This window comes from Streptomyces sp. NPDC093261 (assembly GCF_044753645.1).
GTDB lineage: Bacteria > Actinomycetota > Actinomycetes > Streptomycetales > Streptomycetaceae > Streptomyces.
On record NZ_JBIVNO010000002.1, the window covers coordinates 414,038 to 438,418 of the forward strand.

The 24,381-nt window shown below is 70.8% G+C and carries 22 protein-coding genes; 11 read left to right on the plus strand and 11 right to left on the minus strand.

The window, feature by feature from the left end; genetic code table 11:
- Nucleotides 1-78: 78 nt before the first annotated feature.
- Nucleotides 79-1,710: a DUF1416 domain-containing protein gene (locus tag ACIP94_RS08310; RefSeq protein ID WP_402421283.1), complete on the minus strand. Its 1,632-nt coding sequence runs from the start codon at nucleotides 1,708-1,710 to the stop codon at nucleotides 79-81.
- A gap of 53 nt (nucleotides 1,711-1,763) precedes the next feature.
- Nucleotides 1,764-2,591: a sulfurtransferase gene (locus ACIP94_RS08315; protein WP_402421285.1), complete on the minus strand. Its 828-nt coding sequence runs from the start codon at nucleotides 2,589-2,591 to the stop codon at nucleotides 1,764-1,766.
- A gap of 154 nt (nucleotides 2,592-2,745) precedes the next feature.
- Between ACIP94_RS08315 and ACIP94_RS08320 the strand changes: the two genes are divergently transcribed.
- On the plus strand, nucleotides 2,746-2,919 hold the full coding sequence (locus ACIP94_RS08320) for a hypothetical protein (RefSeq protein WP_402421288.1): 174 nt from the start codon (nucleotides 2,746-2,748) through the stop codon (nucleotides 2,917-2,919).
- A gap of 25 nt (nucleotides 2,920-2,944) precedes the next feature.
- On the opposite strand, the gene ACIP94_RS08325 is transcribed toward ACIP94_RS08320, so the two are convergent.
- Complete coding sequence (locus ACIP94_RS08325; protein WP_402421291.1) at nucleotides 2,945-4,063, minus strand: hypothetical protein; 1,119 nt, start codon at nucleotides 4,061-4,063, stop codon at nucleotides 2,945-2,947.
- Nucleotides 4,064-4,249: 186 nt separating this feature from the next.
- Here ACIP94_RS08325 and ACIP94_RS08330 point away from each other — a divergent pair, with 186 nt between their 5' ends.
- Entirely contained in the window at nucleotides 4,250-5,404 is a 1,155-nt protein-coding gene (locus ACIP94_RS08330; protein ID WP_402421294.1) for a cystathionine gamma-synthase, read from the plus strand.
- A gap of 26 nt (nucleotides 5,405-5,430) precedes the next feature.
- Here the strand turns inward: ACIP94_RS08330 and ACIP94_RS08335 are convergent, their stop codons facing one another.
- The 3 genes from ACIP94_RS08335 to ACIP94_RS08345 all read right to left on the minus strand — a co-directional run bounded on the left by ACIP94_RS08335 (nucleotide 5,431) and on the right by ACIP94_RS08345 (nucleotide 7,092).
- Entirely contained in the window at nucleotides 5,431-5,679 is a 249-nt protein-coding gene (locus ACIP94_RS08335; protein WP_402421297.1) for a hypothetical protein, read from the minus strand.
- Nucleotides 5,680-5,875: 196 nt separating this feature from the next.
- A complete protein-coding gene (locus ACIP94_RS08340; protein WP_402421300.1) occupies nucleotides 5,876-6,370 on the minus strand; it encodes a sigma factor-like helix-turn-helix DNA-binding protein in 495 nt (164 codons plus the stop codon).
- 215 nt (nucleotides 6,371-6,585) lie between these two features.
- Nucleotides 6,586-7,092, minus strand: coding sequence for a MarR family winged helix-turn-helix transcriptional regulator (locus tag ACIP94_RS08345; protein WP_402421302.1), 507 nt, complete (start codon nucleotides 7,090-7,092; stop codon nucleotides 6,586-6,588).
- 164 nt (nucleotides 7,093-7,256) lie between these two features.
- Between ACIP94_RS08345 and ilvA the strand changes: the two genes are divergently transcribed.
- Entirely contained in the window at nucleotides 7,257-8,486 is a 1,230-nt protein-coding gene (gene ilvA / locus ACIP94_RS08350) for a threonine ammonia-lyase (RefSeq protein WP_402421305.1), read from the plus strand.
- A gap of 339 nt (nucleotides 8,487-8,825) precedes the next feature.
- On the opposite strand, the gene greA is transcribed toward ilvA, so the two are convergent.
- Together greA and ACIP94_RS08360 are read right to left on the minus strand one after the other, a co-directional pair.
- Complete coding sequence (gene greA, locus ACIP94_RS08355) at nucleotides 8,826-9,323, minus strand: transcription elongation factor GreA (protein WP_402421307.1); 498 nt, start codon at nucleotides 9,321-9,323, stop codon at nucleotides 8,826-8,828.
- Between the two features lie 166 nt (nucleotides 9,324-9,489).
- Nucleotides 9,490-9,888: a DUF4307 domain-containing protein gene (locus ACIP94_RS08360; RefSeq protein ID WP_402421310.1), complete on the minus strand. Its 399-nt coding sequence runs from the start codon at nucleotides 9,886-9,888 to the stop codon at nucleotides 9,490-9,492.
- Nucleotides 9,889-10,043: 155 nt separating this feature from the next.
- Between ACIP94_RS08360 and mca the strand changes: the two genes are divergently transcribed.
- The 7 genes from mca (at nucleotide 10,044) to ACIP94_RS08395 (ending at nucleotide 20,210) form a co-directional block, all read left to right on the plus strand.
- On the plus strand, nucleotides 10,044-10,922 hold the full coding sequence (gene mca / locus ACIP94_RS08365; RefSeq protein ID WP_402421313.1) for a mycothiol conjugate amidase Mca: 879 nt from the start codon (nucleotides 10,044-10,046) through the stop codon (nucleotides 10,920-10,922).
- A 6-nt stretch (nucleotides 10,923-10,928) separates the two neighbouring features.
- Entirely contained in the window at nucleotides 10,929-11,192 is a 264-nt protein-coding gene (locus tag ACIP94_RS08370; protein ID WP_402421315.1) for a hypothetical protein, read from the plus strand.
- Between the two features lie 143 nt (nucleotides 11,193-11,335).
- Entirely contained in the window at nucleotides 11,336-13,450 is a 2,115-nt protein-coding gene (locus ACIP94_RS08375) for a thioredoxin domain-containing protein (protein WP_402421318.1), read from the plus strand.
- A gap of 205 nt (nucleotides 13,451-13,655) precedes the next feature.
- On the plus strand, nucleotides 13,656-14,933 hold the full coding sequence (locus tag ACIP94_RS08380; protein ID WP_402421320.1) for a glycosyltransferase: 1,278 nt from the start codon (nucleotides 13,656-13,658) through the stop codon (nucleotides 14,931-14,933).
- On the plus strand, nucleotides 14,930-16,573 hold the full coding sequence (locus ACIP94_RS08385; RefSeq protein ID WP_402421323.1) for an ArnT family glycosyltransferase: 1,644 nt from the start codon (nucleotides 14,930-14,932) through the stop codon (nucleotides 16,571-16,573). The genes ACIP94_RS08380 and ACIP94_RS08385 overlap by 4 nt, the downstream gene beginning before the upstream one ends.
- On the plus strand, nucleotides 16,570-17,784 hold the full coding sequence (locus ACIP94_RS08390; protein WP_402421326.1) for a glycosyltransferase: 1,215 nt from the start codon (nucleotides 16,570-16,572) through the stop codon (nucleotides 17,782-17,784). The genes ACIP94_RS08385 and ACIP94_RS08390 overlap by 4 nt, the downstream gene beginning before the upstream one ends.
- Before the next feature lie 71 nt (nucleotides 17,785-17,855).
- Nucleotides 17,856-20,210, plus strand: coding sequence for a galactose oxidase-like domain-containing protein (locus ACIP94_RS08395; protein WP_402421750.1), 2,355 nt, complete (start codon nucleotides 17,856-17,858; stop codon nucleotides 20,208-20,210).
- Between the two features lie 90 nt (nucleotides 20,211-20,300).
- Here ACIP94_RS08395 and ACIP94_RS08400 read toward each other — a convergent pair whose 3' ends face one another.
- From ACIP94_RS08400 to ACIP94_RS08410, 3 genes are all read right to left on the minus strand, one after another.
- On the minus strand, nucleotides 20,301-20,594 hold the full coding sequence (locus ACIP94_RS08400) for a winged helix-turn-helix transcriptional regulator (protein ID WP_402421329.1): 294 nt from the start codon (nucleotides 20,592-20,594) through the stop codon (nucleotides 20,301-20,303).
- The gene (locus tag ACIP94_RS08405) at nucleotides 20,504-21,235 is read right to left on the minus strand and encodes a Mut7-C RNAse domain-containing protein (RefSeq protein WP_402421332.1); all 732 of its coding nucleotides are present in this window, start codon (nucleotides 21,233-21,235) and stop codon (nucleotides 20,504-20,506) included. Before ACIP94_RS08405 ends, ACIP94_RS08400 begins: the two co-directional genes overlap by 91 nt.
- A gap of 217 nt (nucleotides 21,236-21,452) precedes the next feature.
- Entirely contained in the window at nucleotides 21,453-22,166 is a 714-nt protein-coding gene (locus ACIP94_RS08410) for a hemolysin III family protein (RefSeq protein ID WP_402421335.1), read from the minus strand.
- A gap of 308 nt (nucleotides 22,167-22,474) precedes the next feature.
- On the opposite strand from ACIP94_RS08410, the gene ACIP94_RS08415 reads away from it, so the two are divergent.
- Nucleotides 22,475-24,298, plus strand: coding sequence for a phosphoenolpyruvate carboxykinase (GTP) (locus ACIP94_RS08415; RefSeq protein ID WP_402421338.1), 1,824 nt, complete (start codon nucleotides 22,475-22,477; stop codon nucleotides 24,296-24,298).
- The last annotated feature ends 83 nt before the right edge of the window (nucleotides 24,299-24,381 follow it).

Below are 24,381 nucleotides of genomic sequence, written 5' to 3' on the forward strand. Positions count from 1 at the left end.
AACCATATATTTACGTGAATAGCATTTCCCGTCGGCCCACCGCTGCCTGATCCAGGAGGCCCGCCGTACCGGGTGACCTCACGCCTCATGGACCCTGGGCCGCGCATGCTCGACGGCGTCGTCGACGAGGACGACGCGGTGTCCGGCGGCATCCAGCAGCGAGGCCGCGATCGCGGCCCGGAAGCCGCTGTGGCAGTGCACCCAGTACTCCGCGTCCGGCAGGGACGCGAGGGCACCGGGCAGCTCGGGCAGCGGGATGTGGTGGGCGCCGGGGAGGTGGCCGGACCGCCACTCGCGGCCGGCGCGGACGTCCAGCACCTCAACCGGCCGCCCCGGCCGGACGGCGGCGAGGGTGGCGAAATCGGAGCGCGGATACGAGGCCAGCCGCCGGGGACCCGCCCACTGGAGCGGGTCTCCGACGGCGGCCGCCGCGATCCGGTCGAAGCCGATCCGCAGCAGCTCGTTGCGGACCGCTTCGAGCTCGTCCTGGTCGGGGGCCAGCAGGGTCAGGGGGGAGTCGAACGGCACCAGCCAGCCCAGATAGGTGGCGAGGGACCCGGAGGCGTCGATGTTCACCGTGCCCGGCAGGTGGACCGGGGCGTAACGGGCGCGCGGGCGCACGTCCACCACCCACTCGCCCGCCGTGATCCGGTCGGCCAGTTCGGCCGGATCCGCCGGGCTCGGCTCCGTGAGCGAGGACGGGGGCGGCGGCCCGGTGGCGTTGATCCGCGCCATGCGACGGTAGTACGCGGGGTACGGCTCCAGACCGGCCAGTGTCCCGGTCGCGAAGGCGTCCTCGGACTGGCGGAAGACGGGGTTCACCTCCCGCTCCCGGCCGATGGTGGACCGGTGCGCAGCGCCGGCCGTCGTCGCGGCGCAGAAGCTGCCGAAACCGTGGGTCGGCAGCACCACGGTGTCGTCCGGCAGCAACTCCGCCAGCCGGCGGACCGACCGGTACTGCCGGTGGGCGAGCGGCTCGGCCAGTTCCCCGCCCATGAGATCGGTACGCCCGGTGGTGCCGTAGAGCAGGGAGCTGCCCGTGCAGACCAGCCGGGGCACCTCGTCGGCGGGTGCGAAGGCGTAGGCGACGTGGTGATCGGTGTGCCCGGGCGTGGAGATCACCCGGATCCGCAGATCCCCGGCCGCCAGCCGGTCGCCGTCGGCGACCCGGACGGCGTCGAAGCCCAGGGACGGCCCGGCGGGCACCACATAGGCGGCCCGGCAGCGGCGGGCGAGTTCCAGACCGCCGGTCACATAGTCGTTGTGCACATGGGTCTCCACGACCGTGTCGAGCCGCAGTCCCCGGGAGTCCAGCACGCTGGTGATCCGCTGGAGGTCCCGCTGCGGGTCGACGGCGACCGCGACCGCTCCGTCCGTGATGAGGTAGCTCCGGTTGCCGAGGCTGAGGGTCGAGATCTGGATGATCTCCAGACGTTCGGGCAGGCGCTCGGAGACGCGCAGCACGGCCTCGACGGGCCGGCCCGGCTCGGCCTCGACCGGTGTCTCCGTGACACCGAACGGCGAGAGCGCCCGCAGCACCCAGTGCCCCGGGAGCACATCGAAGCGGAATTCGCCGGCCGGCGACGTGGCCACCTCGCCGACGAACTCTCCCGCCGGATCGAGCAGCCGGACCCAGGCGCCGACAGGCGCCCCGTCGGCGGCCTGGACGCGCCCGGCCACGACGGCCCGGGGAACGGTGGCGGGACCCACGGTGTTCCTGTCATCTCCGCTGCGTCGTCCGCAGCCCGGTGCTCATGGCGGCATCACTTCTCGATGGGAACGCCGACCATGGAGCCGTACTCGGTCCACGAGCCGTCGTAGTTCTTCACGTTCGGGTGGTCGAGCAGTTCGTGGAAGACGAACCAGGTGTGGGCGCTGCGCTCGCCGATCCGGCAGTAGGCGATGGTGTCGCGGTCGAAGTCGACTCCCGCGTCGCGGTAGAGCGCGCGCAGTTCCTCGTCGGTTCTGAAGGTGCCGTCGTCGTTGGCCGCCCTGGACCAGGGGACGTTGCGGGCGCTCGGAATGTGACCGCCCCGCTGCGCCTGCTCCTGCGGCAGATTGGCGGGGGCCAGCAGCTCGCCGGAGAACTCCTGCGGGGAGCGGACGTCGATCAGGTTGCGGTGCCCGATCGCGTCCAGCACCTCGTCACGAAACGCCCGGATCGAGAAGTCCGGCTCCTCGGCCGTGTAGTCGCTGCCGGGCCGCTGCGGCACCTCGTCGGTGAGCGGACGCGACTGCAGCTCCCAGAGCTTGCGGCCGCCATCGAGCAGACGTACCCGTTCGTGGCCGTAGACCTTCAGGTACCAGTACGCGTAGGCGGCGAACCAGTTGTTGTTGCCGCCGTACAGCACCACGGTGTCCTCGGGGGTGATGCCGCGCTCGGACATCAGCTCCTCGAGCCGCTTCTTGTCGACGAAGTCGCGGCGGACCGGATCCTGAAGATCGCCGCGCCAGTCCAGCTTCACCGCGCCGCGGATGTGGCCGCCGTCGTAGGCGCTGACGTCCTCGTCGACCTCGACGATCACCACGTTCGCGTCGTCCGCGTGCTGCTGCACCCAGTCGGCGTCGACCAGGGACTCCTTCCGGCTCATGGCCGTCCCCTCTCCGCCGGGCGGACGGATCCGCACGAGGCGTGTCGTTCGGACGGGATACCTCCACCACAACCCATCACTTCGACGCCGTCAAACCCGTGGGTCGCCCGGTCGGCGTGGCTGGGGCCCGGCCGTGCCGGGCAGGAGGCGCGGGATGGCTCTGGCGATGGAGTGGGCGACGCAGGGAACGGTGGTCCCGCACGTCGGCCGGACCATCGACAGCACCGTTGAGTCGATCAATGCGGGACTTGAGTCGCTCAAGGCGGGCCACGGCACGCTGGGCAAGGTGGCGGTGATCGTGGATCGCGACCTGGCTGCGGGGAAATGACGGGCGGTCGCGCCGGGCCTCGGTCTCAGTGGAAGAGCGTGGCCGGGCTGCCGCCGTTCGCCTCGAAGCCCGCCACCGCCAGCGCGCGGTACACCGCGTACTCCCCGGCCGGATCCGCGGTCAGGGTCCAGGGGAGCGCCCCCACATGGCCGTCGACATGGACCAGCTGGGCCATCGCCTCGCCCCAGCGCTCGCCGCGGACGAGGAAGAACACCAGGAGGTGACGGACATGCGCGAGCATCGGGTCGTCGGGGCGGGCCGACTGGACAGCGTAGAGCGCGCCGTGGACGGCCTTCGTCACGACCTCGCTCCGGTGGAAGCTGCTGACCAGGTTCACCTCGGGCAGGTGCTCGAAGACCGCGAAGAGGGGCATCGCGGCCAGCAGTGAGCCGTGCGGTGCCCGGGCCGCGGCGGCCTCCGCGAAGGAGTACGCCGTCTGCCGCGAGCCGTGCCACTTCTCGCACCAGTAGTGCAGGGCCGCCAGATGCGCTCCCATATGGGCGGGGGCGCGGTCCAGGATCTTCAGCCACAGCTGCTCGAACTCCGGCTGCGGGTAGGCCAGTCCGCGGGCGACCGACAGCTCGATGATGTACGGGACGGGGTCGCCGGGGGCCAGCAGCGCCGCCTCGGCGCACGCCGATCTCGCCTCCTCCATGATGATCCGGAAGTCGTCCGTCCCCGGTGTCGACGTACGCCACGCCTGCTGCACCAGGAACTCCGCCTGCACGGCCGCGCCGCCCGCGTCCTTGGGGGCCTCGGCCCGCCACACCCGCAGCCACTGGCCGCCCGGCGTCTCGCTCACCCCGCCGGGTCGCTGCCGGAGCTCCAGGGACGCGGCCCCCGCGAAGGCCTGCACACGCTGCCAGCGCGTCTCACCCTCCGTCTGCGTGCCGGCCAGGAGCTGCGCGGCCGCGCGGTAGTCCTGGGTGTGCTGCACGACCTCCAGGACGTCCAGCAGGTCCTGGTCGGGACCGGGCATCCGGATGTCCAGCTCCTCCTGGCGCACAAAGCCGTAGTTCGCCGGGTCCGCTGCGTCCGGGTCGCCCGGCGCGACCTGCTGGATGCCCGCGCGCCTGCGCACGCGGACGGGCAGCAGAACCATGCTGAAGAGGGCCAGCGCCATCAGGACCCAGAGAATCACCATGGGTCAAGCGAACCAGACGGGTCGGACACCGTGCCAACCCGGTCGCGGAACCTGTGGACAACCCGGCACCCCACCCGGCGCACCGCGCCGTCCGGCCCGCCCACCGCGCCGCCCGGCCCCGCGCGACGCCTCCGGCCATGCGCCCGTCATCCCATCCCGGCCGCGGGCGCACTACCCTCGGTGCTCATGAGTGACAGGCACATCAGCGAACACTTCGAGACCCTCGCGATCCATGCGGGGAACACCGCCGACCCCCTCACCGGTGCGGTCGTCCCGCCGATCTACCAGGTCTCCACCTACAAGCAGGACGGTGTCGGCGGACTGCGCGGCGGCTACGAGTACAGCCGCAGCGCCAACCCCACCAGGACCGCCCTGGAGGAGAACCTCGCCGCCCTGGAGGGTGGCCGCCGCGGCCTCGCGTTCGCGTCCGGACTGGCGGCCGAGGACTGCCTGTTGCGTACGCTGCTCAGCCCCGGCGACCACGTGGTCATCCCCAACGACGCGTACGGCGGCACGTTCCGCCTCTTCGCCAAGGTGGTCTCCCGGTGGGGCGTGGAATGGTCGGTCGCCGACACCAGCGACCCGGCCGCCGTACGAGCCGCGCTCACCCCGAAGACCAGGGCCGTGTGGGTGGAGACCCCCTCCAACCCGCTGCTCGGCATCACCGACATCGCCGCCGTCGCCCAGATCGCCCATGACGCGGGCGCCCGGCTCGTCGTCGACAACACCTTCGCGACCCCCTACCTCCAGCAGCCGCTGTCGCTCGGCGCGGACATCGTCGTGCACTCCCTGACCAAGTACATGGGCGGCCACTCCGACGTCGTCGGCGGTGCGCTGATCGTGAACGACCAGGAGCTGGGCGAGCAGCTGGCGTACCACCAGAACGCGATGGGCGCGGTGGCCGGTCCCTTCGACTCCTGGCTGGTGCTGCGCGGCACCAAGACGCTGGCCGTCCGCATGGACCGGCACAGCGAGAACGCGACGAAGATCGCCGACATGCTCACCCGGCACGCGCGCGTGACGCGTGTGCTCTACCCGGGCCTGCCGGAGCACCCCGGTCACGAGGCGGCCGCGAAGCAGATGAAGCGGTTCGGCGGCATGGTCTCGTTCCGGGTCGAGGGCGGCGAGGAGGCGGCCGTCGAGGTCTGCAACCGCGCCAAGGTGTTCACCCTCGGCGAGTCCCTCGGGGGCGTCGAGTCGCTGATCGAGCACCCGGGGCGCATGACGCACGCGTCCGCGGCCGGCTCGGCCCTGGAGGTGCCCGGCGACCTGGTCCGCCTGTCCGTGGGCATCGAGAACGTCGACGATCTGCTGGAGGACCTCAAGCAGGCCCTCGGCTAGTTCCCCTCGCCCAGCGCGGCCCGGTCTCACCAGTCGCTGATCGGTGGAGTCGTCGTCGACGGCGGCTCCACCCAGGGGCGCGCCACGGACGCCCAGACGAGGAAGGCGACGGCCGCGGCGAACAGCGCCAGCCACAGCAGGCGGCGGGCCGCGGCCCGGCGGCGCAGCATACGGCTGCCGCGCCGGACCGCCTCCGCATGGAGGTCGGGCGGTACTGGGGGTGGTGTGCGCTCCAGCAGCCGCCGCACGGCGGCCTCCCGCTCGGGCAGGTTCACCGGCAACCTCCGTCCCGCTCTCGTTCCGCCCGTGCTGCCGCACGCTCAGGGCCGCGGTCTCCGTCCCGCTCTCGTTCCGCCCGTGCTGCCGCACGGTGAGGGCCGCGGTCGTCTCCGTCCCGCTCCCGTTCCGCCGCGCCCTCCGCACCGCAGCCGCCTGCGTCGCGCTCCCCGTACGCCCCCGCCGCCACGCCCCTCACGACGGACCCACCCCCACCGGCGCCGGTGCCGGGCCCCGTGGGTGCAGCACCGTCGCCGTCGCCCGTGCGCAGATCATCCGGACCCGTTCGGTGGGCAGCCCCAGCAGCGCCGCCGTCTGTTCCTCGGCGATGCCCTCGTAGAGCCTGAGCACAAGGATCAGCCGCTCCTGGGGGCTCAGGGCGGCGAGCACGCTCCCCGGGTCCGGCCGGTGCCGGCCGAGTGGCCCGTACTCGTGCCACGCGCTGTGCGCGAAGCGGGTGGCCAGCCGGCGGCGGGCGCGGTCGTAGGGGTCCTCGCCGCGCAGCCGGTCCCAGGAGGCGTACGTCTCGGCGAGGGCCAGGGTCAGCAGGCGTCGTGCGCGGGGGTTGCCGTCCGGGGCTTCGGCCGTCAGCAGGGTGGCGGTTTGCAGCAGCCGCCCGGCCGCGCCCGCGACGAACGCCTCGAACTCCCGGTCCCGGCGGGCGCCTTGGGACTCATGCCGTTCTCGCACCGCGCCTCCCGCCTGAGGGCGACCCTGAAGGGAAAGGGATCCGGCCGCGTACGGCGGCGGTCGCGCGGCCACGACCAGAGGGGCGTGAACGGCGCGCCGGACCGCGTACGACAGAAACCCGGTCTCATATGAAACCGGCCGCGCGCCCGGGTCAAGAGCCGGGCGCGCCCGTACGCGCGCGTGTCGCCGTGATGACGTACCGCGTGCCCGAAGGCTCAGGACGTCGGCTGTGACTCCGCCACCGGCGACCCCTGGGCGGACTGGCGCGCGGAGAGGGCCACGTTGAACCGGGTGAGGAGGCCGCAGAACGCCTCGCGCTCCTCCGGGGTCCAGTCGTGCGTCAGTTCGGCCATCAGCCGGCGCCGTGACGAGCGCACCTCCTCCAGCCGCGACAGCCCGCGCGGGGAGAGCTGGAGCACCACCGCGCGACCGTCCTCCGGGTGCGAGGTGCGCTTGACCAGACCGGTGTCGACCAGCGGGGCCACCTGCCGGGTGACCGTCGACGAATCGATGCCCATGCTCGCCGCGAGCGCCTTGACGCCCATCGGGCCCTCCTTGTCGAGGCGGTTGAGCAGCAGGTACGCGGCGCGGTCCATGGAGTTGCGCACCTGCCCCACCCCGCCGAGCCGCGTCTGTTCGGCACGGCGTGCGAACACCGCGACCTCGTGCTGCAGCGTGTCCAGGAGACCGGGATCACCGACGGTCGTCATGTCCATCGACATATCAGGTGTTGTGGGCATGGCCGGGGGCTCACTTCATGCGTGGGGAGCTGGGTTGGGGGACAGGGTACGCGGCCCGGGCGCGGGGTGTACCGGCGCTGCGCAAACCCGTTTCGCGCCTTGGTCACACCCGCTGCGGACGGGCGGGAACTGCGAGACTGGTGACCATGAGCTACAGCACGGCCGACCCCTCACCGCCGGTGACGCTGGACGACGTCCGGGGCGCCCAGAAGATGCTCTCGGGCGTGGCACGCGTCACGGCCATGGAGGGCAGCAGGCATCTGTCCCAGCTCGTCGGCGCGCCGGTGCACCTCAAGTGCGAGAACCTCCAGCGGACCGGCTCGTTCAAGCTGCGCGGCGCGTATGTGCGGATCGCGGGGCTGCTGCCCGAGGAGCGGGCCGCCGGGGTGGTGGCCGCGAGCGCCGGGAACCACGCGCAGGGCGTCGCCCTCGCGTCCTCGCTGCTCGGCGTGCACGCCACGGTGTTCATGCCGAAGGCCGCCCCGCTGCCGAAGATCAGCGCCACCCAGGAGTACGGCGCCGAGGTGCGCCTGCACGGCCAGGTGGTCGACGAGACGCTGGCCGCCGCCCAGGAGTACGCGGCCGGGACGGGAGCGGTGTTCATCCACCCCTTCGACCACCCCGACATCATCGCGGGCCAGGGCACGGTGGGCCTGGAGATCCTGGAGCAGTGCCCGGAGGTGCGCACGATCGTCGTCGGGATCGGCGGCGGCGGGCTCGCGGCCGGTATCGCGGTCGCGGTGAAGGCGCTCAGGCCGGATGTGCGGATCGTCGGTGTGCAGGCGGAGGGCTCGGCGGCGTATCCGCCCTCGCTGGCGGCCGGACATCCGGTGGCGATCGAGAACCCGGCGACGATGGCGGACGGCATCAAGGTCGGCCGGCCGGGTGAGGTGCCGTTCCGGATCATCCGCGAGCTGGTGGACGAGGTCCGCACGGTCACCGAGGACCAACTGTCCGCCGCGCTGCTGCTGTGCCTGGAGCGGGCCAAGCTGGTCGTCGAGCCGGCCGGCGCGAGCCCCGTCGCGGCCCTGCTGAGCGGGCTGGGCGACGTCGAGGGCCCGGTGGTGACCGTGCTGTCCGGCGGCAACGTCGATCCGGTGCTGCTCCAGCGTGTGCTGCGGCACGGCATGGCCGCGCAGGGCCGCTATCTGGCCGTCCGGCTGCGCCTGACCGACCGGCCGGGCGTCCTGGCCACGCTGCTCGGGGTGCTGTCGGCGGCGGACGCCAACGTCCTCGATGTCAGCCATGTGCGGACCGACCCCCGGCTCGGGATCACGGAGGCGGAGGTCGAGCTGCACCTGGAGACGAAGGGTCCGGCGCACTGCGCCGAGGTGGGCCAGGCCCTGCGCGCCGCCGGCTACACGGTCATCGACTGAGGCATCCGGGGGGTGTTCCGCCGGGAGCGTGATCACCTCCGTCAAGTGCCCCACGTACGGATCGTTCAAGACCTGGTGATCGGGAAGAGGCCGAACGGCCACAGCGATGGGAAGAGCAGCGGCGGGGTCCTCCTCGAGTGCAAGCGGTGAGGCGGACGGTTCCCGTCGTCCGGAGGCGGCGGACGGTTCCCGTCGTCCGGAGGCGGCGGACGGTCCCCGTCGTACGGAGGCGGCGGACGGTCCCCGTCGTCCGGACGAGGCCCACCACCGCATGACGAGACACCACCGCATGACGAGACCCCGGCGCCACCGGCGCCGGGGTCTCCTCGTGTCCTGGTCTCAGCCGGAGTACGGCTCGGCCTTCAGGATCTTCACCGCGGCCTTCTTGCCGTTCGGCAGCTCGTACTCGGCGTCCTCGCCGACCTTCTTGCCGATCACGCCCGTCCCCAGCGGGGACTGCGGCGAGTAGGTCTCGATCTCGGAGCTCGCGTACTCGCGGGACGCCAGCAGGAAGGTCAGGGTGTCGTCCTCGTCACCGTCGAAGGCGATGGTGACGACCATGCCGGGGGCGACGGCACCGTCGGCTGCCGGAGCCTCGCCGACCTTGGCGTTCTCCAGGAGCTGGGTCAGCTGGCGCACACGGAGCTCCTGCTTGCCCTGCTCCTCCTTGGCCGCGTGGTACCCGCCGTTCTCGCGCAGGTCGCCCTCCTCGCGCGCGGCGGCGATCTTGGCGGCGATCTCCGTGCGCGCGGGACCAGAAAGGTACTCCAGCTCGGCCTTGAGCTGGTTGTACGCCTCCTGGGTCAGCCAGGTGACGTTCTCGCTGGTCTGGGTCACAGGTGCTCCTCGTCGGTACTGGGAATACAAAGCATCGCCCTACCCAGAAGAATGTTCCTTCATGGGTGGGCGAAACCACGAGCCTAACAATTCAACGGCAAAAGGGGGAGGACATAAGCCATCAGAATGATGTCAATGCAGGTCAGCGGTGTGACCTGCGGCGATGTCAGTCCGCGTGGCAGCCGAGCAGCTCGGCCGTGGTGCCCGGAGCCGTCGTACGGAGCGTGACGACCCGGTCGAGGCGCGTGGCGTGTCCGTCGAACCGGAAGTCCGCGCGGCCCACCTCGGCGCCGTCCGCCGACTGGGAGCGCAGGGTGCAGTAACCGTTGGTGTTCGCGTCCTTGCGGACCTCGAGATGGATCTTGACCGCGTCGTGCGAGGCCTCGAAGGTGATGACCTCGGCGCTGATCTTGTCCTGGACGACGTAGTGGTAGCCGAACCAGCCGACGAGCGCGAGCAGCAGCGCGCCCAGCACACCGCCGACGATCTTGAGCGTGCGGTCGGCTCGCTCGTCCGCTGAGCGGCCGTAGCGGCCCTCGGGCAGCCGGGTGCTCGCCGTACTCATGACCGTCCTCTCGGCAGGAACCGGGACATACCTCCCGGAGGGGCTCTCCGGGACCGGACCCGGAATTATTCGCCCCCCGATTCGGTCACTATAGAAGCCGCCCAACGCGCCGATTCACACGGGCGCCGACTTGCCGACTTACTGAGGATCGAGTCTTGACTGACCAACTGCGACTGATGGCCGTCCACGCCCACCCCGACGACGAGTCGAGCAAGGGCGCGGCCACCATGGCGAAGTACGTGTCCGAGGGGGTGGACGTGCTGGTGGTGACCTGCACGGGCGGGGAACGCGGCTCCATCCTCAACCCGAAGCTCCAGGGCGACACGTATGTCGAGGAGCACATCCACGAGGTGCGCAAGAGGGAGATGGACGAGGCGCGGGAGATCCTCGGCGTCAAGCAGGAGTGGCTCGGCTTCGTCGACTCCGGCCTGCCGGAGGGTGACCCGCTGCCCCCGCTGCCCGAGGGCTGCTTCGCCCTGGAGGACGTCGACAAGGCGGCCGGAGAGCTGGTGCGCAAGATCCGCGCGTTCCGTCCGCAGGTGATCACCACCTATGACGAGAACGGCGGCTACCCGCATCCGGACCACATCATGACCCACAAGATCTCGATGGTGGCGTTCGAGGGCGCGGCGGACACCGAGAAGTACCCGGAGGCGGAGTTCGGCCCGGCGTGGCAGCCGCTGAAGCTCTACTACAACCAGGGCTTCAACCGCCCGCGCACGGAGGCGCTGCACAAGGCGATGCTCGAGCGCGGCCTGGAGTCGCCCTACGGGGACTGGCTGAAGCGGTGGGACGAGTTCGGGCGCGTCGAGCGCACCCTGACCACCCACGTCCCGTGCGCGGACTTCTTCGAGATCCGCGACAAGGCGCTGATCGCGCACGCCACGCAGATCGACCCCGACGGCGGCTGGTTCCGTGTCCCGATGGACCTCCAGAAGGAGGTCTGGCCGACGGAGGAGTACGAGCTGGCGAAGTCGCTCGTGGAGACCTCCCTGCCGGAGGGCGACCTCTTTGCGGGCGTCCGCCGGCCCTGAGGGACAATGCCTGTCATGAGCGCAAGCGTGAGCCTGGCAGTGACGCATCTGGTCCCCCTCGCCGAGGTGGACCAGAACAAGGTCACCCCCGGCGTCCTGGGCTTCGTCGTCTTCGCGGCGATGGCGCTGGCCGTGTGGGGTCTGATGAAGTCCATGAGCAAGCACATGGGCAAGGTCGACTTCAAGGAGGCCGACGATGCCTCCGGCGAGGGCGCCGCGGAGAAGGGCCAGGGCGTGATCAAGGGCGCGCCCAAGGCCCAGCGGGGCTGATCGGCGGCCCTCGTCCGTCCCGGCCCGCGGTGCTGTGAACGGTTTTCGTCCGGCCGGCACCGCCGGGCCGCTTCGGCGTGCCGGGGCACGCCCGGTCGGTCCGCGTCTCTCCGCGGCGCCGGAGCGCGTGGGAGAGTGGGGGAGTGAACCGACTGGCCCATGAGACGTCCCCGTACCTGCTCCAGCACGCAGACAACCCCGTCGACTGGTGGCCCTGGTCGGACGAGGCCTTCGACGAGGCGCGCAAGCGGAACGTGCCCGTCCTGCTGAGCGTGGGCTACAGCAGCTGCCACTGGTGCCATGTCATGGCGCACGAGTCCTTCGAGGACCCGGAGACCGCCGCCTACCTCACCGAGCACTTCGTCAGCGTCAAGGTCGACCGCGAGGAGCGCCCCGACGTCGACGCCGTCTACATGGAGGCCGTCCAGGCGGCCACCGGCCAGGGCGGCTGGCCCATGACCGTCTTCCTCACGCCGGATGCCGAGCCGTTCTACTTCGGCACGTACTTCCCGCCCGCCCCCCGCCACGGGATGCCCTCCTTCCGGCAGGTCCTCCAGGGCGTCCACCAGGCGTGGGCCGAGCGCCGGGAGGAGGTGGCCGAGGTCGCCGGGAAGATCGTGCGGGACCTCGCCGGGCGGGAGTTCGCCTACGGCGACACCCGGGCCCCCGGCGAGCAGGAGCAGGCCCAGGCCCTGCTCGGCCTCACCCGGGAGTACGACCCGCAGCGCGGCGGCTTCGGTGGCGCCCCCAAGTTCCCGCCGTCCATGGTGCTCGAGTTCCTGCTGCGCCACCATGCGCGCACCGGCTCCGAGGGCGCCCTCCAGATGGCCCAGGACACCTGTGAGCGCATGGCGCGCGGGGGTATCTACGACCAGCTCGCCGGCGGCTTCGCCCGCTACTCCGTGGACCGCGACTGGGTCGTGCCGCACTTCGAGAAGATGCTCTACGACAACGCCCTGCTGTGCCGGGTGTACGCGCATCTGTGGCGTGCCACCGGATCCGGCCTCGCCCGCCGGGTCGCCCTGGAGACCGCCGACTTCATGGTGCGCGAACTGCGCACCGCCGAGGGCGGGTTCGCCTCCGCGCTCGACGCCGACAGCGAGGAGGAGGTGCCGCGCGATGGGAGCCCCCCCGGACGGAGTCCGGGGGAGCGTCCTCAGAAGGGTGAGGGTGAGGGTGGGGGACGGGTGGGCGGGAGCGGCCGTCATGTCGAGGGCGCCTTCTATGTGTGGACGCCCGCGCAGCTCGCCGAGGCACTCGGCGAGGAGGACGCCGAACTCGCCGCCCAGTACTTCGGGGTCACCGAGGAGGGCACCTTCGAGCAGGGTGCCTCGGTGCTCCAACTCCCTCAGAGCCAGGGCGTGTTCGACGGGGAGCGGATCGAATCGATCAGGCGCCGGCTGCTGGCGAGGCGGGCCCAACGCCCGGCCCCGGCCCGTGACGACAAGGTGGTCGCCGCCTGGAACGGCCTCGCCGTGGCCGCCCTCGCGGAGACCGGCGCGTACTTCGACCGCCCCGATCTGGTGGACGCCGCGATCGGAGCGGCCGACCTCCTGGTACGGCTGCACATGGACGAGCACGCCCGGCTCGCCCGTACGTCGAAGGGCGGCCGGGCGGGGGCCAACGCGGGTGTGCTGGAGGACTACGCCGATGTCGCCGAGGGCTTCCTCGCGCTCGCCTCCGTCACCGGCGAGGGCGTCTGGCTGGAGTTCGCCGGACTGCTGCTCGGCCAGGTGCTCACGCAGTTCACCGACGCGAGCGGGGCGCTGTACGACACCGCCGCCGACGCCCAGAAGCTCATCCGCCGTCCCCAGGATCCCACCGACAACGCCGCCCCGTCCGGCTGGACCGCCGCCGCCGGCGCACTGCTGTCGTACGCCGCCCAGACCGGAGCCGAACCCCATCGCGCCGCGGCGGAAAGGGCGTTGGGCGTGGTCAAGGCGCTCGGCCCGCGGGTGCCCCGGTTCATCGGCTGGGGGCTCGCCGTCGCGGAGGCGTTCCTCGACGGGCCGCGCGAGGTCGCGATCGCGGGGCCGGCCGTGGACGACCCGGCGACCAGGACCCTGCACCGCACGGCGCTCATGGGCACCGCTCCGGGCGCGGTTGTGGCCGTAGGCACCCCGGGGAGCGATGAGTTCCCGCTCCTCGCCGACCGGGTTCCGGCCGGCGGCGAGCCCACCGCGTATGTCTGCCGTAACTTCACCTGCGATGCCCCGACCACGGATCCCGAGCGGCTCCGCAGGGCGCTGAGCGGCTGAGACGTCCCGCGGAACGGATGGTTCAAGACGTCGGAATTGGGCGTGTGTTCGGGTAGATCCCTTTAGGGGGGCGACCGTTCCGAAACAAGCTATTTATCGGAAGAGCGCCCGGACTTCACAGTTCCCACCTAGTCTCTCCACGGAAAGCGACAGGGGTGACGCCTTGTCGTGACAGGGGGTTTTGGGGATCTGGGGGGATCTTTCCTTGCTGACGTCTGTCTTCATCGCTGCCGTTTCGCTGGCGCTGTTCTGGATGGCGGCCTTCACTCTGTGGTGGCAGATGCACGCGTGGCGCACGCCCGAAGTGCTCGCCTCCACCCGGTTCAGCAGCCCGGACGGCGCCGAGCATCTGTCGTTCTCGCTGCTGCTGCCCGCGAGACATGAACAGGCCGTGCTCGACCACACCATCCAGCGGCTGCTGGAGTCCGGCCACGCCGACTTCGAGATCATCGTGATCGTGGGGCACGACGACCCGGAGACCACCGAGGTCGCCCAAAGGGCCGCGGACCGCGACGGGCGCGTCCGGGTCGTCGTCGACCACCACGAGAAGAAGAACAAGCCCAAGGCCATGAACACGGCGCTGCCGCACTGCCGCGGCGATGTCGTCGGGGTCTTCGACGCCGAGGACCAGGTCCATCCGGAGCTGCTCGCCCATGTCGACCACGCGTTCCGTACCACGGGCGCCGATGTCGTGCAGGGCGGGGTGCAGCTCATCAACTTCCACTCCAGCTGGTACAGCCTGCGCAACTGCCTGGAGTACTTCTTCTGGTTCCGCTCCCGGCTGCATCTGCACGCGCAGAAGGGGTTCATCCCCCTCGGCGGCAACACCGTCTTCGTACGGACGGACGTGCTGCGGGAGGCCGAAGGCTGGGACCCCGACTGCCTCGCGGAGGACTGTGACCTCGGGGTGCGGCTGTCCAGTGTCGGCAGGAAGGTCGTGGTCGCCTACGACTCCGCCATGGTGACCCGGGAGGAGACCCCCGGCTCGCTGATGTCGCTGCTCAAGCAGCGCACCCGCTGGAACCAGGGCTTTCTGCAGGTCTACCGCAAGAAGGACTGGCAGCAGCTCCCCGGCCTCGGACAGCGGATGCTCGCCCGCTACACCCTGATGACGCCGTTCCTCCAGGCCTTCTCCGGTGTGGTCATCCCGCTCAACGCGGGCGTGGCCCTCTTCCTCGACGTGCCGGTCGGGATCGCCTTCCTCACCTTCCTGCCGCTGGTCACCGCGGCGGTGACGTTTGTCTTCGAGATCGTCGGGCTGCACGACTTCGGCAAGCAGTACGGGCTGCGCGTCCGCTTCGTCCACTACGTGAAGCTCATCGCGGGCGGTCCCTTCTACCAGGTGCTCCTCGCCGGCGCCGCCCTCCGTGCCGTCTGGCGCGAGCAGCGCGGCCGCAACGACTGGGAGCTGACCAGCCATGTCGGCGCGCATCTGCCCGCGGCCGGCGTGATCCGCGAGTCCCGAGAGGACGTTCCCGCGTGACCTCCACTCTTCCCGCGGTGACCGGCACCAAGGTCCCCGCGCAGGACACCCGTGTCCCCGACACCGCTCCCGGCCCCCGCCCGGCGTTCCGTTTCCGCGGCTCTCGCCCGGATCTGGTGCTGTGCGCGGTGCTCCTCGCCGCGATCCTCACGGTGCAGGGCTGGAACATCGCCGACTATCCGACCCTCAGCGACGACGAGGGCACCTACCTCGCCCAGGCGTGGGCCGTGCAGAACGGCCATGGGCTCGCCCACTACACCTACTGGTACGACCACCCGCCGCTCGGCTGGATCCAGATAGCCCTGCTGACCTGGCTCCCCGCCCGTGTCGACCCCTCAGTGATGACGGTCGGCGCCATGCGGCCGGCGATGCTGCTGGTGAGCGGGGTGAGTGCGGTCCTCGTATACGTCCTCGCCCGGCGCCTGCGGCTGCCGGTCCGGGCCGCGGGGCTCGCCATGGTCCTGTTCGGGCTCTCCCCGCTGTCGGTGGTGCTCCAGCGCGAGATCTTCCTCGACAACATCGCGGTGATGTGGACGCTTCTCGCGTTCACCCTCGCCGCGTCCCCGAGCCGTCACCTCTGGCACCACTTCGGCGCGGGACTCGCCGCCGCGGCCGGTGTCCTCACCAAGGAGACGATGCTCGTCGTCCTGCCCGCCGTCTTTGTGACCATGTGGCGCCACAGCCACCGTGACACCCGGAAGTTCGCGCTCACCGGCGCCGTCACGGCGTGCGCCCTGATCGGGTTGGCGTACCCGCTCTTCGCCCTGCTCAAGGGCGAGCTGCTGCCGGGAGCCGGCCATGTCTCCCTGTGGGACGGCATCACCTACCAGATGAGCCGGGCCGGTTCCGGATTCATCCTCGATCCGGGCTCCGGCTCATACGGTGTGCTGCACTCCTGGCTGTATTACGACCGGATCCTGCCGCTCGGCGGTCTCGCCGGAGCGCTGCTGCTCCTGCTCACCTGGCGCTGGTCGGTCACCGCACGGGCGCTGGCCGGACCCGCGCTCGCCGTCGCGATCCTCACCCTGGTCGCGATGCGGCCGAGTGGCTATCTGCCCGCGATGTACGTCATCCAGGCCCTGCCGTTCCTCGCCCTGGTCCTGGCGGGCGCCGCCGCGAGCGTCGCCCACGCGGTGCTGCACCGGGGGCGCGACGGGAGCGAGCGGCCCTACGTCACCTGGGTGCGGTACACCGTGACGGCGCTGCTCGTGGCCGCCACCGGGGCGTATGTGGTGCCCCGCTGGTACGACGGCGACCGCACCGCCGTGACCGCCGACGCCAATGCCCCCTACCGGGCCGCCTCGCACTGGCTCACCCATGAGGTCATGGACCCGAAGGACACCCGGGTGCTCGTCGACGACGCGCTCTGGCTGGACCTCGCCCACGCCGGCTACCGGCCGGGGCTCGGCGTCATCTGGTTCTACAAGGCCGACCTGGACCCCGCGGTGACCAGGACGATGCCGCACGGCTGGCGCGACATGGACTATGTGGTCGCCTCTCCGACGGTCCGGCGCGACGCGGTCAACCTGCCGGGCGTCATGGCCGCGATCGAGCACTCCACACCGGTGGCCACCTTCGGCACCGGCCCCGACCGGATCGAGATCCGCAAGGTGGTCCAGGCCGCGGGAGGCGACCGATGAGCCATGAATCCACCGTCCCCGGCGAGCTGGGCGATCCGGCGGTACGCGCCGCGGAAGTGCCCGAACCGGCCGCCGTCACCATTGTCGTACCGACCTTCAACGAGTCGGCCAACATCCGTGAACTGCTGCACCGGATCACCGAGTCGGTGCCGTCCCGGCTGCCCTGCGAGGTGGTCTTCGTCGACGACTCCACCGACGACACCCCCGGTGTGATCTTCCGCGCGGCGCAGGACTGCCCGTTCCCGGTCACCGTGCTGCACCGGGACGAGCCGGCCGGTGGGCTCGGCGGGGCCGTGGTGGAGGGCATACGGGCGGCCGGCTCCGACTGGATCGTCGTCATGGACGGCGATCTCCAGCATCCGCCGTCCCTGGTACCGGAGCTGGTCGGCACCGGGGAGCGGGCGGGTGCCGGGCTCGTCGTCGCCTCCCGCTATATCGAGGGCGGCAGCCGCGCCGGGCTCTCGGGCGGCTACCGCGTCGCCGTCTCCCGCGGCGCGACCTGGCTCACCAAGTCGCTGTTCCCGCGCAGGCTGCGTGGCATCAGCGACCCGATGAGCGGCTTCTTCGCCATCCGCCGCAGCGCGGTCACCGCGGACGTCCTCCAGCCCCTCGGCTACAAGATCCTCTTGGAGCTGGCCGTGCGCAGCAGGCCGCGCACGGTCACCGAGGTGCCGTTCGTCTTCCAGGACCGGTTCGCGGGCGAGTCCAAGTCGACCGCGAGGGAGGGATTCCGCTTCCTGCGCCATCTGGTCGGGCTGCGCACCGCCTCCCCGGTCGCGCGCATGGTCGCCTTCGGGCTGATCGGCGCCTCCGGTTTCGTGCCGAACCTGGCGGGCCTGTGGGCGCTCACCCGGCTCGGTCTGCACTATGTGCCGGCGGAGATCCTCGCCAACCAGCTCGGTGTGGCCTGGAACTTCCCCGCCATGGAGCATCTGCTGTTCCGCGACCGCCGCCGCCACCGCCGCTGGTGGGACCGGGTGGGCCGGTTCGCGCTGCTCGCCAACGCCGATCTGGTGCTGCGCATCCCGCTGATCGCGCTGCTGGTGCACGACTTCGGGATGGGGGCGCTGCCGGCCACCGCGCTGGCGCTGGTGATGACGTTCGTCCTGCGCTTCGTGGGGACCGAGGCGCTGGTCTATCTGCCGCGCCGTGGAGGCCGGCGCATGAGCCGTGCCGCGGGTGCGAGCCGCACAGCGAGGAGAGGCATGTGAGGACCGTTGGCCGCGGAATCCGAATCCTCCGCAGACGCAGAACCGCCCTGCTGGCCGTGACCGGCCTGACCATGGGCCTGATCCTGACCTCGCCACAGCCCGCGTCCGCCGCCAACCTCGTCAGGAACCCCGGCTTCGAGACCGCCGGCACCGACGGGATGCCGTACTGCTGGGAGAAGTCCGGCTGGGGCGACAACGACTTCACCTTCTCCACCACCGCCGACGCGCACACGGGCAGCACGGCCATGAAGGTCGAGCTGACCCGCCGCGTCGACGGCGACCGCAAGGCGCTGATCACCGAGTCCGCGAGCTGTGCGCCCGTGGTCACGCCGGGCAGGCAGTACGACCTCTCGCTCTGGTACCGGTCGACCACCCCCGACACCTCGGTCACCCTGTTCCGGCACGACACGACCGCCGGCTGGCAGTACTGGACCGACCTCAAGACGCTGGGCATGAGCCCGGACTGGGCCCGGGCGGGCGTCCGCACACCCGAGGTGCCGACCGGGACCGATCTGATCACCTGGGGTGTCTCGGTGTACGGCACCGGGTCCGTGACCACCGACGACTACACGATGGAGCAGGTCGCCGACCCGCTGCCGCCCGCGCAGTGCACGGGGACCACGGACCAGTGCGCGAACGGCTCGTGGTCGGTGCTGCCCACGCAGAACCCCGTCCGTTCCATGCACTCCGTCGTACTCGACGACGGCAAGGTGCTGCTGATCGCGGGCTCCGGCAACAGCGAGGAGAACTTCGACGCGGGCACCTTCACCAGCGCGGTCTACGACCCCGTCAGCGGCTCGTACAAGGTGATCCCCACCCCGAAGGACATGTTCTGCGCGGGGCATGTACAGCTCCAGGACGGGCGGGTGCTCGTGCTGAGCGGCAACAAGGCGTACCCGGTCGTGGGCGGACACGGCTACGAGGGGTTCAAGGACTCGTACATCTTCGACCCCAAGACCGAGACCTACACCAGGACGAACGACCTCAACGACGGCCACTGGTACCCGTCGGCGACCGAACTCGGCAACGGTGACGTCGTCTCCTTCGGCGGGCTGCGCGAGGACTCCACGGGCTCGGTGACGACCGAGTACTGGTCGGACAGGGACCAGCAGTGGCAGCCGCTGTGGAAGGTCAACCAGACCTGGTCGTACTGGGGCCTGTATCCGTCGATGATCCTCATGCAGGACGGCCGCCTCTTCTACTCGGGCAGCCATGTCTTCGGCAACAACATCCCGGGCACGGGTTCGGCGATCTACGACTACGACGCCAACACGATCACGCAGGTCCCGGGCCTGCGGAACAAGGACGAGCGCGACCAGTCGGCGAGCGTGCTGCTGCCCCCGGCCCAGGACCAGAAGGTGCTGACCATCGCAGGCGGCAACATCGACTCCAACCCGGACGCGAACCGGCTGACCGACATCATCGACCTCAAGCAGGCCGGGCCGCGGTACGTGGCCGGGCCGCCGCTCCCGCAGGGCACGGTCGACCTCGGCGACGGTCCGGTCGCCGAGACCGGCGGCCAGGGCAAGATGTACGTCTCCGCGGTGCTCCTGCCGGACGGCAAGGTGCTGGAGACGGGCGGCGCCCTGCACAACCGCGCGAACCCGGTGTACGAGTCCTCGCTCTTCGACCCGGACACCTCCTCCTTCGACCCGGTGGCCGCCGACCCCGAGGCTCGCGGCTACCACTCCTCGGCCTTTCTGCTCCCGGACGGCCGGGTGATGGCGACCGGCGACAACCCGGGCAACGGCACCTGGAACCACAATGTGTCGATCTACTCGCCGCCGTATCTGTTCAAGGGCACCCGCCCGGCGATCACCTCGGTCATCGACACCGAGTGGACCTACGGCACCACGCAGCGCATCACGGTCGACCGGCCCATCGCGAAGGCGGAGCTGATCCGCCCGGCGGCGGTCACCCACTCCTCCGATCCCAACCAGCGGTTCGTGGATCTGCCGCTGTCGGTGGGCGGCGACAACGTCGACCTGAACGTGACGAGCAACCCCAACCTGGCCCCGCCCGGCTGGTACATGCTCTTCGCGGTCGACGCGAACGGCGTCCCGTCGGTGGCCCGGTGGATCCATCTGCAAGGCCCGGCGGCCCTGAGCGCCGACGCCCCCTCGGCGCACATCCACTCCTTCGCCGACGCCCCGGCGGGCAGGACCACCGGCGCCGGCCCGAAGCGCACATCGCAGAAGGTCAGCACGACGATCTCCGGCTGCGACCGGCACTACGGCTCGGTCAATGTGTGCGTGCCGACCGTGTTCCCGCCCGGGGTGAAGCGGACGACCGCCGCGCGGTGCGCCTGGCTCGCGCGCAACGACTACGGCCGTCTCCGGGTCAACGGCAAGGACGACCCGCTCGGCCTCGACCCGAACGGGGACGGGGTGGCCTGTGGAAAGGGCGAGGTGAGGAACGGGCGCTAGGCGTCAGGGAATCGGCCCGTCGACCTCCGGCCAGGGGGTCGGCGGGCCTTGTCCGTGACGGGGGAGCGGAATCCGGAGGGGACGGCCGGGCTACCGGGGCGGCGCGGCGTCGTAGCCCTCCCTGGACCGCTCCATCTGGTCCAGGCGGTCGCCGGCCCACTGCGGGAGACGGGGGAGGAGCGGGGCGAGGCCGCGACCGGGCTCGCTGATCTCGTACTCGACCCGAGGCGGAGCCTCCGGGTGACAGGTGCGCACGATCAGTCCGTCCCGTCCCGTTCCGATAGCCCCGGAGCCTAGGCCCGGCTCGGGAACTCGGTCAGGGCGCGCTCCACGATGGCCTCCAGCTGGTCGTGATGCGCGCCCTTCCAGTAGGCGCGGCCGCACGCACGGCAGCGCGCGAAGACGTCGTACGAGCGGCGCGTGCCGTGTTCGAGCTGGTCGGCGACCTCCTCCTTGGTGGCGTCGCGGAGCAGGCCGTTGCAGGCGGTGCATCGGGTCCACGGGCGCAGTGCGGGCGCGAACCGGTCGAGCACATCGCGGAGTTGGTCGTCGGGCCGGGTGCTGTAGACGAACGCGCCCGCCCACAGCTCGCGGCGGCGCAGCAGCCCCCGGTCGCGGCTGAGCATGACGCGCTGCTCGGCCGCCGAGCGGGCGGCGAGGGCCGGGTCGCCGATGTCCGTCGACTCATAGGCCGCGTCCACGCCGAGCAGCCGCAGCCGGCGGGCCAGGGTCCCGAGGTGGACGTCCAGCAGGAAGCGGAGCGGGGCCCCGGGCACCTGCTGGGGGCGCTCCACGGGACACACCTCGACCCGCTCGCCGGCGGCCGGGACGTGGGAGAGGGGTGAGAGACGGCCGTCCACGAGGAGCGCCCCGACCTCGGTCAGCGGCACGCCCAGCGACTCGACGACATGGCCGAGCGTGGAGGCGCCGTCGGTGACGACCGGGGTGGCGCGTCCGCGTCGGGCGTGCGGGACGAAGAGCCCCAGTTCCGGGGAGAACTCGACATGGATCTCGGGTCCGTTCACCGGCTCAGGATGACATGCGGGAGGGGTCCGGGGCCTGCGGGTTTCCGGGCCGGGGCCACAGCAGCGGGGGCCTGAAGCGAAAGGAGGTGTCAAAAGACAGCGACTGTCAAAACTTGCCTGCCGCAGCATGCGTCCTCGCGTCCTCGGGCGCGAACGGCGGACGGCCACGGCAGGGAGCCGTGGCCGTCGAGACGGGGCGGTGGGGCCGGGACGGGCCCTACCCGTGCTGGTATGCCACCAGGGAGATCCCCACGTAGTGCACGACGAACGCCGCGAGCGTGAACGAGTGGAAGACCTCGTGGAAGCCGAACCACCGGGGTGACGGGTTCGGCCGCTTTATCCCGTAGACCACGCCGCCCGCGCTGTAGAGCAGTCCGCCGACGATGACGAGCACCAGGACGGCGATCCCGCCGGTGCGCATGAAGTCGGGGAGGAAGAAGACCGCGGCCCAGCCCATCCCGATGTAGCAGGGGGTGTAGAGCCAGCGGGGGGCGCGGACCCAGAAGACGCGGAAGACGATGCCGGCCGCCGCCGCGGCCCAGATGCCCCACAGCAGCCACCGGCCCTTCACCCCCGGCAGGAGCAGCAGGGTCAGGGGGGTGTAGGTGCCCGCGATGATCAGGAAGATGTTGGCATGGTCGAGCCGGCGCAGTACGCCGTCCATGCGGGGGCTCCAGTTGCCGCGGTGGTAGAGCGCGCTGACGCCGAAAAGCAGACAGGCCGTCAGGGCGTAGATGCCACAGGCGATTCGGCCGCGTGTCGAGTCCGCGAGGGCCGTGAGCACCAGGCCCGCGACGAGAACGGCCGGGAACATTCCGAGATGCAACCACCCGCGCAGCCTCGGTTTGACCGGATGGGGCAGGGAGAGCGCGACGGGACCGCGGCCGGCTGCCGGCGGGTCCGTGGGCGCGTCGGGGACGGACGCAGTCATGCGCGGCATGCTACCTACGGAACCGTAAGTTGCGGATCAAGGTGAGACCGTTATCACCCGGGCTGTCCGGCCTGCGGGGAAACCGCGCCAACGCAAAAAATCCTTCCACCGAATCCTACGTGGACGCAAAGAAACGCGGGGACGCGTGGCGATCCTCACTCCGCTCAGGTGTGACGCCCTCTGGACAGATGGGCAATCTCGTCGGATGATCAAATGAGTGCGGTCGGCACCGGATGAGCGGCTACGAAGCATCCGGGTCGCAGCCCCCACGGGGCAACCAACAGAAAACCCCTCACCTAGGAGCGATCGTGGCGCGCGACATCGCGGCTCCCTCAACCGTCCCCACCCAGCACAAGGACCTGATCTCGTGGGTCAACGAGATCGCCGAACTGACCCAGCCGGACAACGTGGTCTGGTGCGACGGATCCGAGGCCGAATACGAGCGCCTGTGTGAGGAGCTTGTCCGCAAGGGCACGTTCAAGAAGCTCGACCCGATCAAGCGCCCGAACTCCTACTACGCGGCCTCCGACCCGACGGATGTCGCCCGGGTCGAGGACCGGACGTTCATATGCTCCGAGCGGGAGCAGGACGCCGGCCCGACCAACCACTGGAAGGCACCCGCCGAGATGCGGGAGACCTTCCAGGGCGAGAACGGCCTGTTCCGCGGTTCCATGCGCGGCCGCACGATGTACGTCGTGCCGTTCTGCATGGGCCCGCTGGGATCGCCGCTCTCCGCGATCGGCGTCGAGATCACGGACTCCGCGTATGTGGCCGTCTCCATGCGCACCATGACGCGCATGGGCCAGGCCGTCCTCGACGAACTCGGCTCCGACGGCTTCTTCGTCAAGGCCGTCCACACCCTGGGCGCCCCGCTGGAGCCCGGCCAGGAGGACGTCCCCTGGCCCTGCAACCAGACCAAGTACATCTCGCACTTCCCCGAGAGCCGTGAGATCTGGTCGTACGGCTCCGGCTACGGCGGCAACGCGCTGCTCGGCAAGAAGTGCTACGCGCTGCGTATCGCCTCCGTGATGGCGCGCGACGAGGGCTGGCTCGCCGAGCACATGCTGATCCTCAAGCTGACGCCCCCGCAGGGCGAGTCGAAGTACGTCGCGGCGGCCTTCCCGAGCGCCTGCGGCAAGACCAACCTCGCCATGCTCGAGCCGACGATCTCCGGCTGGACGGTCGAGACGATCGGCGACGACATCGCGTGGATGCGGTTCGGCCGGGACGGCCAGCTGTACGCGATCAATCCCGAGGCCGGTTTCTTCGGTGTCGCGCCCGGCACGGGTGAGCACACCAACGCCAACGCGATGAAGACGCTGTGGGGCAACTCCGTCTTCACCAACGTCGCCCTCACCGACGACAACGACATCTGGTGGGAGGGCATGACGGAGGAGACTCCGGCCCACCTCACCGACTGGAAGGGCAACGACTGGACGCCGGAGTCCGGGACCCCGGCCGCCCACCCCAACGCCCGCTTCACCGTCCCCGCCTCGCAGTGCCCGATCATCGCGCCCGAGTGGGAGGACCCGAAGGGCGTGCCGATCTCGGCGATCCTCTTCGGCGGCCGCCGCGCCAGCGCGGTGCCGCTGGTGACGGAGTCCTTCGACTGGAACCACGGTGTGTTCCTCGGCGCGAACGTCGCCTCCGAGAAGACCGCCGCGGCCGAGGGCAAGGTCGGCGAACTGCGCCGCGACCCGTTCGCGATGCTGCCGTTCTGCGGCTACAACATGGGTGACTACATGGGCCACTGGGTCGACGTGGCCAAGGGCAAGGACCAGTCCAAGCTGCCGAAGATCTACTACGTCAACTGGTTCCGCAAGAACGACGAGGGCAAGTTCGTCTGGCCGGGCTTCGGCGAGAACAGCCGTGTCCTGAAGTGGATCGTCGAGCGCCTGGAGGGCAAGGCCGAGGGCGTCGAGACCGCGATCGGCATCCTGCCGACGAAGGAGGCGCTGGACACCAACGGCCTGGACCTGTCGGAGTCCGACCTCGACTTCCTGCTCACCGTCGACAAGGACGTGTGGCGCGAGGAGGCGGCCCTGGTGCCCGAGCACCTCAACACCTTCGGCGACCACACGCCGAAGGAACTGTGGGACGAGTACCGCGCGCTGGTGCAGCGCCTGGGCTGATCCCCCGAGAACTCCGCGGCCGGTCCGGCAATGCCCTGACCAGCGATGTCGTCACGAAGGCCGGCCGCGGTGACAGCACCACG